General features: G+C 32.9%; 12 protein-coding genes. 3 read left to right on the top strand and 9 right to left on the bottom strand.

The features are described 5' to 3' along the window. Positions 1-45: 45 nt before the first annotated feature. The 8 genes from QO182_RS07525 to QO182_RS07490 all read right to left on the bottom strand — a co-directional run bounded on the left by QO182_RS07525 (position 46) and on the right by QO182_RS07490 (position 9,145). Complete coding sequence (locus QO182_RS07525) at positions 46-1,242, bottom strand: glutamate-5-semialdehyde dehydrogenase (RefSeq protein ID WP_371540630.1); 1,197 nt, start codon at positions 1,240-1,242, stop codon at positions 46-48. Positions 1,243-1,326: 84 nt separating this feature from the next. After that, complete coding sequence (locus QO182_RS07520; protein WP_371560791.1) at positions 1,327-2,463, bottom strand: aspartate aminotransferase family protein; 1,137 nt, start codon at positions 2,461-2,463, stop codon at positions 1,327-1,329. 71 nt (positions 2,464-2,534) lie between these two features. Beyond that, on the bottom strand, positions 2,535-3,512 hold the full coding sequence (gene argC, locus QO182_RS07515) for an N-acetyl-gamma-glutamyl-phosphate reductase (protein WP_371560790.1): 978 nt from the start codon (positions 3,510-3,512) through the stop codon (positions 2,535-2,537). 51 nt (positions 3,513-3,563) lie between these two features. Further along, on the bottom strand, positions 3,564-3,962 hold the full coding sequence (locus QO182_RS07510) for a hypothetical protein (protein WP_371540624.1): 399 nt from the start codon (positions 3,960-3,962) through the stop codon (positions 3,564-3,566). A gap of 47 nt (positions 3,963-4,009) precedes the next feature. Further along, on the bottom strand, positions 4,010-5,203 hold the full coding sequence (locus tag QO182_RS07505; RefSeq protein ID WP_371560789.1) for an argininosuccinate synthase: 1,194 nt from the start codon (positions 5,201-5,203) through the stop codon (positions 4,010-4,012). Between the two features lie 68 nt (positions 5,204-5,271). Further along, positions 5,272-5,889, bottom strand: coding sequence for a GNAT family N-acetyltransferase (locus QO182_RS07500; protein ID WP_371560787.1), 618 nt, complete (start codon positions 5,887-5,889; stop codon positions 5,272-5,274). 455 nt (positions 5,890-6,344) lie between these two features. Further along, positions 6,345-7,529, bottom strand: a complete 1,185-nt coding sequence (locus QO182_RS07495; protein WP_371560785.1) for a hypothetical protein — start codon at positions 7,527-7,529, stop codon at positions 6,345-6,347. 146 nt (positions 7,530-7,675) lie between these two features. Continuing rightward, a complete protein-coding gene (locus QO182_RS07490) occupies positions 7,676-9,145 on the bottom strand; it encodes an MFS transporter (protein WP_371540616.1) in 1,470 nt (489 codons plus the stop codon). A 434-nt stretch (positions 9,146-9,579) separates the two neighbouring features. Here QO182_RS07490 and QO182_RS07485 point away from each other — a divergent pair, with 434 nt between their 5' ends. Both QO182_RS07485 and QO182_RS07480 read left to right on the top strand, forming a co-directional pair. Next, on the top strand, positions 9,580-11,604 hold the full coding sequence (locus QO182_RS07485; protein WP_371560783.1) for a beta-N-acetylhexosaminidase: 2,025 nt from the start codon (positions 9,580-9,582) through the stop codon (positions 11,602-11,604). A gap of 267 nt (positions 11,605-11,871) precedes the next feature. Further along, positions 11,872-13,491: an ABC-F family ATP-binding cassette domain-containing protein gene (locus QO182_RS07480; protein ID WP_371540611.1), complete on the top strand. Its 1,620-nt coding sequence runs from the start codon at positions 11,872-11,874 to the stop codon at positions 13,489-13,491. A gap of 62 nt (positions 13,492-13,553) precedes the next feature. Here the strand turns inward: QO182_RS07480 and QO182_RS07475 are convergent, their stop codons facing one another. After that, the gene (locus tag QO182_RS07475; RefSeq protein WP_371540609.1) at positions 13,554-13,727 is read right to left on the bottom strand and encodes a hypothetical protein; all 174 of its coding nucleotides are present in this window, start codon (positions 13,725-13,727) and stop codon (positions 13,554-13,556) included. A gap of 176 nt (positions 13,728-13,903) precedes the next feature. On the opposite strand from QO182_RS07475, the gene pyrR reads away from it, so the two are divergent. Beyond that, on the top strand, positions 13,904-14,443 hold the full coding sequence (gene pyrR, locus QO182_RS07470; protein ID WP_371540607.1) for a bifunctional pyr operon transcriptional regulator/uracil phosphoribosyltransferase PyrR: 540 nt from the start codon (positions 13,904-13,906) through the stop codon (positions 14,441-14,443). Positions 14,444-14,485 lie beyond the last annotated feature (42 nt).

The raw sequence follows: 14,485 nt of genomic DNA, 5'->3' as shown, positions 1-14,485 counted from the left end.
ATTTCTATTTTCTCAAACTAAATACTGAACACTGATTAACGCGAACTACCTAATTTGTCCTTCTCCGTAAATATACCATTTATTAGTAACTAGGTGTTGCAAACCTATTGGTCCTCTTTGGTGTAATTTATCTGTGCTAATGGCGAGTTCACCACCAAGACCCAATTGACCTCCATCAGTAAACCGTGTTGATGCATTTTGATACACTGCTGCTGTATCCACATTTTCCATGAATTCTTGTGCAACAGTATCATTTTTAGTGATTATTGAAGCCGAATGCCCGCCACAATATTTATTTATTTTTTCAATTGCTTCTTTATCAGAATTGGTTGTTCCAATTACGATTTTATAATCTAAGAATTCTTCGTGCCAAATCAAATCTGACTCAATTTGCGGAACATTAGTCGCTTTTGCAATACTTTCGTCTCCCAAAACTAAAACGTTTCTTTGTTGTAATTCGGTTATTACTTTTTGGGCGAAAGCCTCCCAGTTTTCCAGATTAGTGTCAATTAGAACTTTATCTAAGGCATTACAAACTGAAATGTTTGAGGTTTTCCCATTAATGATAATCGATAAAGCTTTATCTAAATCGGCTTCCTTGTTTACATATACAAAATTATTCCCTCTACCGCTTACAATTACTGGACAAGTAGCGTGTTTCTTAACGAAGTTAATCAGGTTTTCACCACCACGCGGAACTATTAAATCAACTTTCTGTGTTGGTTTTTCAAGAAAAGCTTGCGTTTCAGTACGGTCATAATTCAAATATTCGACCCAAGAAGTAGCAACTTCACTATCTGTTAAGGCTTGATGCCAAAGACTTACAATTTTTAAATTAGAAAGTAAAGACTCTTTTCCACCTTTCAGCAAAATTCTATTTCCTGATTTGAAAGCAATTCCGCCCGCTTCAACAGTAACATCCGGTCTGGATTCATAAATGATTAAAATTGTACCAAAGGCAGCTGTTTTATTGCTGATTTTTAATCCGTTATCATGTGTAAAATTAAAACGAACTTGCCCAACAGGATCGTCTTGACTTGTCAATTGTTGCAACGATAAAATCATTGCGTCAATCTTATTATCGTCAACAAGTAGACGTTTCTCCATAGCCAGATCATCACCAGAATAGTTAGCAAGATCTTGCTGGTTTGTGGTTTTTATAGTTGCTCTTTCTTGTTCAAGAAGGACAGCCATTCGACTTAAAACGGCATTTCTTTTTTCTATTGGTAATAAAGTTTTCATCGTTTTAAATTTCTTTTTGGATAAAAATGAAACATATAAGTCATATAAGTTTAAGAAGCTTAAATGACTTATTTGTTAAAAATATTATTTCAATTCTGCCAATGACTCTTTTAATGCAACGATAAATGTATCTATTGCTTCAGTTGTAATTGTCAGTGGAGGAAGAATTCTCAATAAATTTTTATTGTTGGCACCGCCAGTAAAGATGTGTTTCTCGATAATCATCTTTTTTCTCAATGCGCTAACATCAAAATCAAATTCGACTCCTAACATCAATCCTCTTCCTTTTACTTTGATGATTTCCGGTACTTGCTTGATGGCTTCAAAAAAGTAATTAGCAACGGTATTTGTATTATCTATTAATTTTTGATTTTCAATTACATCCAAAACTGCGATTCCGGCGGCACAGGCCAAGTGGCTTCCGCCAAAAGTTGTTCCTAATAGTCCGTAGCTTGCAGTAAATTTTGGAGAAATTAGTACACCACCAATAGGGAAACCGTTCCCCATACCTTTGGCAGTAGTAACAATATCAGGATTGATTCCGTGATGTTGAAAAGCGAAGAATTTCCCGCTTCTTCCGTATCCAGATTGTACTTCGTCTAAGATTAGAATAACATCGTGAGCTTTACATGCCTTTTCCAAAGCTTGAAAAAACGCAGTCGTTCCTTCGTCAAGTCCACCAACACCTTGAATTCCTTCGATGATTACGCAACAAATATCTCCTTTTTGTAATTCGGTTTCTACCAAATCAATATTGTTCAATGGTAAAAAAGTTACAGCTTGTTGTGCATTTAATGGAGCAACAATTTTCTTGTTATCTGTTGCTGCAACAGCTGCTGATGTTCTTCCGTGGAAAGAATTATTAAAAGCAATAACTCTAGATTTATTACTATGAAAAGAAGCTAGTTTTAAAGCATTTTCATTGGCTTCAGCCCCAGAGCTACATAAAAATAAGCTATAATCAGTCAAGCCAGAAGCTTTTCCTAGTTTATCAGCTAGCTCCACTTGCAGTGGATTCTGAATTGCATTCGAATAAAAGCTGATTTTATCTAATTGTGCTTTAACTTTAGCAACATAATCCGGTTGTGTATGTCCAATAGAAATTACTCCGTGACCAGAGTATAAGTCTAAATATTCAATTCCGTTGTCGTCTGTAATTGTGCAATCTAATGCTTTTACAGGAGTAATATTATATAATGGGTAAACGTCAAATAAGTTCATTTTGATTTTTTGTTTAATTGTTTAATCGCTTATTCGGTTAATCTATTAAACGATTCACCGATTAAACTTTTTTAGAATCCAGATGGTTTCAAATGCAATCCAGTCGTTTCATCAAGTCCAAACATTAAATTCATGTTTTGAACGGCTTGACCAGATGCACCTTTTACTAAATTATCAATTACTGAAGTTATAAGTATCCGGTTTCCTTTTTTCATTAAACTAATAATACATTTGTTCGTTTGTACTACTTGTTTCATATTGATATCAGTAGTGGTTACGGTTACAAACGGCTGATCTTTATAAAAAGCTTGATATTTGGCAAGCAAATCTTCTAAACTTTCTTCTACAGTAGTGTAAAGAGTTGCAAAAATTCCTCTGGAAAAATCTCCTCTGTTTGGTACGAAAATCAATTCGTTTGTATAATTAGCTTGCAGTTGGTTTACACTTTGGTTAATCTCACCTAAATGCTGATGGTCGAATGCTTTGTAATGTGACATATTATTCGATCTCCAGCTGAAATGTGTTGTTGCTGATGGGCTGACTCCTGCGCCTGTACTTCCCGTTGTAGCGTTGATGTGTACATCACTATTTAATAAGCCCTCAGCTGCAAGAGGTAATAAAGCCAATTGTATTGCAGTAGCAAAACAGCCTGGATTTGCGATATATTGTGCGTTTTTAATATTGGATTTATTCAATTCAGGCAAACCGTAAACAAAAGATTTCCCTTCAAATTGATTGTCTTTTGTCAATCTGAAATCATTCCCTAAATCGATGATTTTAGTATGGCTTGCAAATTGATTGTTTTCTAAAAAAGAAATCGATTTACCGTGGCCTAAACATAGAAAAACTACGTTAACATTAGGATTAACAGTATCTGTAAAGTTCATTTCGATATCGCCCATCAAATCATGGTGCGCTACTGATAATGGTTTTCCAGCATTGGTAGTGCTGTAAACAAAATCAAGCTTTGCATGAGGATGAAACATCAGAATTCTAATTAATTCTCCTGCTGTATATCCTGAACCGCCTATTATTCCAATATTAATCATAATCTTTTATTTTTTTATTAAACTAAAATCAATCTGTTTTAGTTTTATTAATCATTCTACAATAATGAATTCAACAGATACTAATTTTATTGAATTTATAGTTCCTAATGCTGGATTAAAAGCCGATTCAACATTAAAAACCTCTGTAAAGTTAGAATTTGCAGCAATTTCAATATAAGGGGGAACTCTTTTGATAGGAGTTAAAATTTGCCCATCATAATCCGAAGTTATTCTAGAAAAACCTTTCACAGCCATATTGTTAGGGTTACTATACTTTATTTCGTAATGAAAACGAGACGAATTATTACCTGTGTCAGGCGTAAATTCATATAATAATACTTCATAAGTAACATTTTTCAATGTTTCTTTTTCAGCGGTTTTGTCATCGTCACTAGTACATCCAAAAAACAGTAAAAACAATGGAAGCAATAAAAAAAACTTTATTTTCATAACTTTAATTTAAATTTTTAAATTCAATAAAATAAATCAACTTATAATTAGTCGTAAGTTTCATTGTTTACAGATGAAAATATGTTTTGGGCATTTCCAAGTATTTTGATAAATCCTTTTGCATCGTCTGATGTCCAAGCATTGTTCATTTCTCCATATTGACCAAAACCTGTATTCATTAAATCATTATCTGATTCAATTCCGTCAAGCGTAAAGTGATACGGTTTTAAAGAAACGATAACTTTTCCGTTTACTGTTTTCTGAGTATCTTCAAGGAAAGCTTCGATATTTCTCATTACAGGATCAAGAAATTGACCTTCATGAAACAACATTCCGTACCAGTTTCCTAGTTGCTCTTTCCAGTATTGTTGCCATTTACCAAGTGTGTGTTTCTCTAATAAATGATGTGCTTTTATAATAATTAGCGGAGCAGCAGCTTCAAAACCGACTCTTCCTTTAATTCCAATAATCGTATCACCCACATGTGTATCTCTACCAATAGCAAATGCGTTTGCTAATTTTTCAAGAATTACAATATTATCGATTGGTGATTTTTTGATATTATTAATCTCCACCAATTCTCCTTTTTCAAAGGTTAATGTCACTTTTTCTTCTCCTTCTTTTTGCAATTGTGAAGGATAAGCTTCGTTAGGAAGTGCTTGATTAGATGTTAAAGTTTCTTTTCCTCCAACGCTTGTTCCCCAAAGTCCTTTGTTGATAGAATATTGTGCTTTTTCCCAAGAATAGTGTACTCCATTTTTTGATAAATAATCTACTTCTTCTTGTCTTGATAATTTCAAGTCTCTGATAGGAGTGATGATTTCAATTTCGGGAGCAATAGTTTGGAAAATTAAATCAAAACGAATTTGGTCATTTCCAGCACCTGTACTTCCATGAGCGATAGCTTCTGCACCTACAGATTTTGCGTATTTAATTGCTTCAATAGCTTGAAAAACACGCTCGGCACTTACAGATAATGGGTACGTATTATTTTTTAAGACGTTTCCAAAAATTAAATACTTAACTGCTTTCTCATAATATCTGTCTACAATCGTTAGGTTAGCGTGTTTTGCGCTTCCTAATTCGTAGGCTCTTTCTTCAATCGCTTTTAATTCGGCATCATCAAAACCTCCAGTATTGATCAATATGGTGTGAACTTCATATCCTTTTTCGTTTTTTAAATACTTAAGGCAATATGAGGTATCTAAACCTCCACTATATGCTAATACAACTTTTTTCATTTTTTTGAGCTATTATGGGCTATTGGCTTAAGGCCTTTAGCAGATTATGTTTTTATTTTTATTCTAAATTAGTCTTCTAAGAAAAGGGCTTGTTTAATTTTTTTCAATCGATTCCAAATCCGGACATTGAATAGATGTTTCGGCGGAACTTTAGCTTTTTCTTTAGGGTCATAAAGCATCCCAGTACACAAACACATTTTATTCTCTTTACTCTTTAGGATTTCATAATTAGTGCAAGTTTGACATCCTTTCCAAAAACTTGGATCAGTTGTCAGTTCAGAAAAAGGTACAGGTTTGTACCCTAGTTCAGAATTGATTTTCATTACCGCAAGACCTGTTGTGATTCCGAATACTTTTGCGTTCGGATATTTTTTCAAAGAATAATCAAATACCTTCGATTTAATTTTTTTGGCCAAACCTAAATTTCTGTAATCGGGATGCACGATTAACCCGGAATGAGCAACATAGTTGCTGTCTTGCCAACTTTCGATATAACAAAAGCCTGCAAAAGTACCATTGTCTAAAGCGATAACGGCATCCTTATTTTCCATTTTTTTTAGGATATATTCAGGAGTTCTTTTTGCAATTCCCGTTCCTCTCAATAAGGCGGATGATTCTATAGTATCGCAAATTACTTGTGCGTACTTATAATGCTCTTCCTGGGCTATAATAATAGAGATATTCATTACAAGAGTTGAATTTTTGAGTTAAAAAATGATTTGTAAGTTGGTTTTAAAATACATTCTTTGTTTCCTTGAATAAAAAAACGAAAATACGAATTTATAGTCCAATTAGTTGAGCAACAATAGAATAATTTAAAGGGTATAATGAATTTGGAAGATATTACTCCAATGAAAAATAAATGTGATTTCAAAATGGTAAAATAATAAATGAATAGAAATATTTACAAAACAACTTTGGAAACTATACTAATAGCATCCGTACTTCGGGTGAAGTAGTAGGTTTGATTGTCCGAGAGATCGGATTAATATTTAAAATTGTATTATTCATTACTGCAAAAGTACACTATTTTCTATTACGTAAAACTAATTTTATGCTTTCTAACAAAATTTTAATGCTTTGTTGTATTTCAAAAAAAAACTCCTTGAGGAATTGGTCGCTAAAGGAGTTTGTAAATCGATTAATTTCTAAATGGATTTCTGCTAATTATGTTTTTAATTTTAGTTTTTAAATCTTCAGCAGTATCATAAATCATTTGCTCATTGGTTGGGAAAAGCAACCTGCTATTGTCAAAATACGAATAGTAATTATCATCTGAGGCACGTTTGTCTCCTTTGTATTTAGAGTAAATGTTTTCAAAGACATTTTCAGCGGTCAAAGGAAATGATTGTAAAAGGCGGTTGTCTTGGTAGCTAACATAATCAACTATGGCCGTAATTTGGCAAGATTTAAACTGTCTGAATTCATAAATGCGTACGGTCACATTTCTAAAGTTGTCGACCATGATTACTTTACCATCCTTGTCTAGTACTTCTTTTCCATTGTTGTCAAGTAGTTTCTTTGAACCGTCTTTTATTTTTCGCTCTTTTACAAATTCTTTCTGATTGATTTGTTCCGGTGAAATGTATATTTGATTGAAACGAATGAGCATTCCATAATCATAATTAATGCCTTTTTGTTTGTAGCTATGGTAAACTGTCCATTTGTCGTTTAATCCATAGGTGCTAAAGTCCAACAAATCATTTTGCAAACGAGCAGGGATGACCATATTGGTTTGGTTTATTGTTTCCACCATTACATAATCGGAGCCTTTAAAGAGTGCATCGTCCATTAGGCTCAAAACGTCTTTGTAATTAGGGTTTATCTGATTTAAATATCCTAAATCATCATGGGCTTTACGGAAATTCATTTTATTGTTTGTTAGTAACAACTTTTTTGAATTAGCATACAAATAGGCCGAAAGAGCATTTTTACTGTCTATAATTTGGTCATTATAATTTTCAAAAGGAAATATAGCATTTCTACCTTCTCTAATTAATCGTAAAGGGAGTATTGGTTTTATTTTCTCCTGACGATCGTTGAGTTGTAAATACGTATTGTACATTTTTTCCAATTGAATAGGATTTGCGTCTTTGGCTAATAAATTTATAGCATTCAAGTCGCGCTCCTTAGCTTTAGCGAAAGCTTCTTCGAGTAAATAGATGTAATCTTGTTTTCCTTTTTTGTCTTTATTGGTACGTAAGTTTGAAACCGCTTTATTTATAGCTGCATCATAATTCCCAGAACTTAATAAATTTCGCGTGCTCTTCACACCACAGGCAGCAAGTACAATAGTAAGAGAAAGTAGGAGTAAAGCTTTTTTCATATTTAGTAATTTTAAACAAATGTATTTTATATAAGTTATGATTTCAAAATTGATGTCATAAAAAAACCATCAAAGTAAGTTTGATGGTTTTATTAATGTGAATTAAAAGTAATTTATATTAAGGTCATTTGTTGCTGAAAACGAAATTAATGTCCGCCACCTTCGCTTTCAATGTGAGTAATACCTTGTTTTTTTAGTATTTTAGGACAATAAAAACCATAAAAGCCTAAATATGCAAAACCTAAAAGTGGTACAATGTAAGAGAAATGCGTCCATGAAATACCAAATATTCCGTTTGGACTTGTAAGATCGATATCGCAAATACTTCCTTGAATCAAAGGAATAACTCCTCCTCCAAGAATCATCATAATTAAGAAAGAAGATGCTTTTCCAGTATTTTTTCCTAATCCTGCGATAGCTAAATCGAAAATAGAAGGCCACATAATAGATAAGAATAATCCTCCAGAGATAAAGAAAAATTTAGCAATTTCAGTATCTGTACAAACGAGTCCTGCAAACATCATTACTAAACCAGAAATACCAAAAAGCATTAAAGTTTTCCCAGCATTTTTACCACCTACAAAACTTACGGCAATAAATAGCAATATCCAGATTGGGTAAATGTAAAATGAAGAAACGTCGTGTTGAGCAAAAAGATTAGCACCGATAATGACTCCAAATGCTAATGCGGGTACGATGAACTTAAGTGCTGTATTTACAAGGTTTGAAGTATTAAATACATTCACACCACCGTTCCAGCGACCAATCATTAAACTACCCCAATATAAAGCAATAAAAGGAGATATAGCATCCTCTAAGATTCGGCCAAACTCTGCAGTATGTAATAAGGCGGGTAAGTTACTAATTATAGTTACCTCTGTTCCAACGTAAATAAAAATAGCTAACATTCCTAAATATAATTGTGGGTAATCTAGGATTCTAAATGTATCAGTAGATTCTGCGATAATTGATTTTTCAATTTTTGCAGGATTTTCTATTTTAGAAAAATTCATAAAAATAGCTACCACAATAAAAGCAATACCTAAAATTATGAAAGGCAATTTTATATCTTCAAGAGAAAGAGTCGTTTTTTTATCGTTTCCCATTCCAAATAATGCAATTCCTAATAAAATAGCACCAATGGTAGTTCCAAATGAATTGATACCACCTGCCAAAGTCAAACGGTGTGCTCCAGTTGCTGGGCTACCCATTTTAATAGCTAAGGGATTAGCAACAATTTGCTGAATAGAAAAACCAAGTCCTACTGTAAATAAGGCGGTAAGAAAGAAAGGGAAACTTTCCATCGTTGCCGCAGGAATAAATAAAAACGAACCAAATGCTGATAGTAGTAAACCGGCAGAAAGTGTTTTTTTATATCCAAATTTTTGTAAAACATCAACTTTTACTGATATCAGGAAGAAAATTATTGATCCTACAAAGTATGCTACATAAAATGCCCAAGCTACTAGTTGAGATTCAACTTGTGATAATGTAAAAACCTTTTTGAAAACAGGGATTAATATGTCATTGGCAGAACCAACAAAACCCCAAAAGAAGAAGACGATTATTAATGAAATAAATTGCCCCCATTTAGTTTGTAAATTTTCTGAACTCATAATTTAAGGTTAGTTTTTTTAGATTATATCTTGTAGAACGGCAGTAAATATATTTGTTACGTTATCTAAAAAAAAACAATTTCGAATATTTCTTGTTAAAATTGTAGAATAATCACTTTTTGTTATAAAAGGATGATTTTTTTTTAATTTTTTGTCATTTTCACATCACATTGAATCAAGTTGTTTTTTAGAAAACAACTCAAATTAAGCGTTCATTAATTTAAAATCACGATATAATGATGTAAGTATAGATTTATCGGGGTTTAATTTTTTAATACCTTTATAAATCTGGAAAACGGAACAAAATTAGGATAGACTTAGAAATAGAATATTTGATTTTATAGTGATTTTGGTCTTGCGTTAAAATAGCTGTTGCTCCTTTAACGCTAGTAAATGGTTAAAAAAACGAAATTTTCAACTGATAAAAAGAATCTATGAAATATAGTATAATAGTATTGCTGGCTGTTTTTGTATCGAATGCCCAAATGAAAAAAGAACAGTTAGACCTTATGCCATGGCCACAGAATATAAATTTGACTGCAGGCACTTATACTTTAACAAAAAAGTTTAGAGTCAATATTACAGGAAACCCAGATTCTAGACTATTTACAGGAGCTACTAACTTTTTAAGACGATTAGATAGTAGAACTGGATTGTTTTTAGAACAAGCGTATGTCAATAAGAGGAATGAGTTTCCAGAAGCAGAATTACAGATACACTGCGACCGAAATGGAAAAGTAGGATTAAATGAGGAGGAAAGTTACCAGCTTTCTGTAACATCAAACAAGATTGCAATTAATGCGACAACTGATTTGGGTGCATTACATGGTCTAGAAACCTTGTTGCAATTAATGCAAAATAATGGGAGCTCATTTTACTTTCCCGCGACTGAGATTACAGATTCGCCACGGTTTACCTGGAGAGGATTGATGATAGATGCAGCAAGACATTTTCAACCTGTTGATGTTATAAAGAGAAATCTTGACGCGATGGCTTCGATGAAAATGAATGTATTTCATTGGCATTTAGCCGATGATCAAGGTTGGAGAATTGAAATAAAAAAACATCCAAAGTTGACTGAATTAGCTTCAGATGGGGATTATTATACCCAAGAAGAAATTAAAGATATTGTCAAATATGCTGATGAACGTGGCATAATGGTGGTACCTGAGATAGATATTCCTGGTCATGCCTCCGCTTTGCTTTCTGTTTACCCTGAAATCGGTAGCAAAAAAAGCGGAAGTATCCCTTATGCTGTTGGACGAAGATCTGGAATTTACGATTCGGCACTTGATCCTACAAATCCTAAAACATATCAATTGCTTGGTGAAATTTTTGATGAAGTATGTCCGCTGTTTACTAGCAATTATTTTCATATTGGTGGAGACGAAAACAATGGTAAAGAATGGAATGTAAATCCTGTTATTCAGGAATTTAAGAATAAAAATAAAATAGCAAACAATCACGAGTTGCAAACGTATTTTAATATGAGATTGATCCCCATGCTAAAGAAGCATAATAAACGACTGATGGGTTGGGAGGAGATCATGACAAAAGAGATGTCCAAAGACGCTATTATTCATGCTTGGAGAGGAGGTAACGAAGGAGTTACTCCCGGTGGCGCCCTAATTACTGCTGCAAAGAATGGATACAATACCGTTTTGTCCAATGGATATTATATTGATTTGATGCTTAGTGTTGATGGTCATTATCTCAATGATCCATTACCAAAAGATATTATCCTCTCCCCAGAAGAAAAGTCCCGAATACTGGGAGGAGAGGCGGCGATGTGGAGTGAGTTGGTTACCCCATTGAATATAGATTCTAGAATTTGGCCAAGAACTGCGGCAATAGCTGAGAGATTATGGTCAAACGATACTATTACGGATTTAAAAAGCATGCACAAAAGATTAAAAGTAATTTCTTCAAGGCTTGAAGAGGTAGGAATAACGCACATTAGAAACAAAGAAGTGATTTTGAGAAACATTGCTAATTATCAAAACACAGAGGCGTTAAATGATTTTACTAATATTTGCGAACCATTAAAAAATTACAAGCGAAATGGTGGTGGAAAAAAGTATATGATGTATTCTCCGTTAACTCTTTTTGCTGATGCATGTTCTGCAGATGCTTCAGACGCCTATGATTTTAATAAGGCAGTAAATCAATATTTAGAAAATAAAACTGCTGACAATCAAAAAATAGTTACTGATTATTTGAAAAAATGGATAAAAATGAATTCAGATTTAAATGTGTTAAGCGCTAAGGCACCTTTAATTCAACCTGTTTTAATTCTATCTAATGATTTAAGTTCAGTTTCAAAACTGCTTTTGTCAGCTATTACAGAAAAAAAGACGGTTAATAAAACAGTTTTAAATGATTTATTTGAGAAAATAAATAAAAGAAATTCAGCAGATATAGAGTTGGCGGTTTATGATAGTTTAAAGAAGCTAATTTAACTATTAAATCAAGTACTAAAAAAGAGGCATTATAAGGTTTTTTACTTTAATATTTTTATATATTAATAACTGCTTCATTAGTTTTGTTCTCTTTAACTATTTTATAATAAGAAGGATAGGATTTAAATCTTAAAAATAAGGGCTCAGGAATATCTTTTTTAGATATTTTGCTGCTTTGGCCAATTGATTTTATAAATATGTTTTTTCAGAGTTAAAAAATCGGTATTTTTTTTGTACTTTTGCACAAAATTTTATAAAAAAACATACATGCTAACAATAAATAATTTATCAGTTCAGTTTGGCAAACGAATTTTGTTTGACGAAGTAAATACCACCTTTACACATGGGAATATTTATGGAGTTATCGGAGCTAACGGAGCTGGGAAATCTACATTTCTTAAAATAATTTCAGGTGAAATGGACCCTACATCAGGACATGTCCATTTAGAGCCAGGGAAACGTATGTCGGTTTTAAGTCAAAACCACAATATGTTTGATGAACATACCGTATTGGAAACCGTGATTATGGGGAACAAGACATTATATGCCATCAAAAAGGAAATGGACGAGCTCTACTTAGATTATAATGATAAAAATGCAGATAGAATAGGAGAATTGCAAGTTCAGTTTGAAGAAATGAGTGGTTGGAATGCCGATTCTGATGCCGCTGCAATGCTGTCAAATTTAGGTATTGGCGAAGAGCACCATTTCACATTGATGGGTGATCTAGAAGGAAAAATTAAAGTTCGTGTCTTATTGGCGCAAGCCTTATTCGGAAACCCGGATTTACTGATAATGGATGAGCCTACCAATGATTTGGATTTTGAAACGATTACTTGGTTAGAGAACTTCTTGGCAAACTATGAAAATACGGTTATCGTTGTATCGCATGACCGTCACTTTTTAGATTCCGTTTGTACTCATATCTCGGATATTGATTATAGTAAAATAAATCATTATTCAGGAAATTATACTTTTTGGTATGAATCAAGCCAATTAGCTGCAAAACAACGTGCGCAACAAAACAAAAAAGCAGAGGAAAAGAAACAAGAATTAGAAGAATTTATTCGTCGTTTTTCTGCGAATGTAGCCAAGTCTAAACAAGCTACTTCCCGTAAAAAAATGATTAGTAAATTAAATATATCAGAGATAAAACCTTCAAGTCGTCGTTACCCAGCAATCATTTTTGACCAAGAGCGTGAAGCAGGAGATCAAATTTTGAACATTCAGGGTTTAAGCGCTTCTATTGATGGTGAGGTTTTGTTCAAAAATGTTGATTTGAATATGGCTAAAGGAGATAAAATTGTTTTATTTTCTAAAGATTCTCGTGCAACGACCGCTTTTTACGAAATATTAAACGGAAACCAAAAAGCAGATTCAGGTACTTTTGATTGGGGTGTAACCACTAATCAAGCGTATTTGCCAGTAGAAAATCATTCTTTTTTTGAAAATGATTTGTCACTTGTGGATTGGTTGCGTCAATGGGTAAAAACAGAAGAAGAACGTGACGAGGTAAATATTCGTAGTTTCCTTGGAAAAATGATTTTCTCAGGAGAAGAAGCATTAAAAACCTGTAGAGTGTTATCAGGAGGAGAAAAAGTTCGTTGTATGATGTCCAGAATGATGATGGAAAGAGCTAACATATTGATGATAGATGAACCTACAAATCACTTGGATTTAGAGTCAATTCAGGCTTTTAACAATTCATTGAAAAACTTTAAAGGATCTGTAATCTTTACTACTCACGATCATGAGTTTGCTCAAACTGTGGGTAATAGGGTAGTGGAACTAACACCAAATGGAGCTATCGACAGTTATATGACATTTGATGATTACTTAGATGATGAAAAAGTTCAAGAATTAAGAACTAAGATGTACACTAAATAAACATTTTATGTATTAAAAATAGTAACTCCTGTAATTTATTTTACAGGAGTTTTTTTATGCTTTTATTTCTTTCCAAATAATTTAGCTACAACAAATATAATTAAGGCCATTATAGCGAGAACAATGAATATTCCCACCCCCATTCCTGCTTTAAATATTCCGCCTACTATTTCGCAACTTGTAAATGAAAATAATACTACAAATAACATTAATAATCTTGTTAATTTATTTTTCATGATTTTGATTTTAATTGTTAATTTTAAGATAATAAAATTACAATGTTAGCCCGAAGCACTACTTACACAATTATATAAAAGAGTTGTGATATTATGGGGTGCATTTTCTAATACTTTAATTTCGAAATGATAAATTTGAATTTGTATATTTGCCTAACCAAACTCAACACTTTACTATGACTCAAAAAGTATTGCTCAATTCCAAGGAAGTCAATATCATTCTACACCGTTTGGCTTGTCAGCTAATTGAAAAACACCTCGACTTTGCAGATACGATTCTAATAGGGATTCAGCCTAGAGGAACTTTTCTTGCTGAGCGACTTAAAAATATTTTGCAAAATGAATATAATACGCCTGAAATAAAATTAGGGCTGTTGGATATTACATTCTTTAGAGATGATTTTCGAAGAACCGAAAAACCGTTGGAAGCAAACGAAACTAAAATAAACTTTATTGTAGAGAACAAGAAAGTAATCTTTATAGATGATGTCTTGTTTACCGGCAGAAGCATTCGATCAGCCTTGACCGCTATTCAATCTTTTGGAAGGCCATCAGAAATAGAATTACTTGTATTAATCGATAGACGTTTCAGTCGTAATTTACCTATACAACCCGATTATAGAGGAAGACAGGTAGATGCCATTAATAATGAGAAAGTAAAGGTAGAATGGAGCGAGAATAATGGTGAAGACGCAGTGTATTTAGTGACTAATTAGAGAACTTAGTGTAATCTAATTTTATAAAAACAATAATAATCG

This window comes from Flavobacterium sp. Arc2, assembly GCF_041431385.1.
GTDB lineage: Bacteria > Bacteroidota > Bacteroidia > Flavobacteriales > Flavobacteriaceae > Flavobacterium.
Note: the sequence above shows the minus strand (reverse complement) of the source record. Positions and strands in the feature narration are given on the sequence as shown.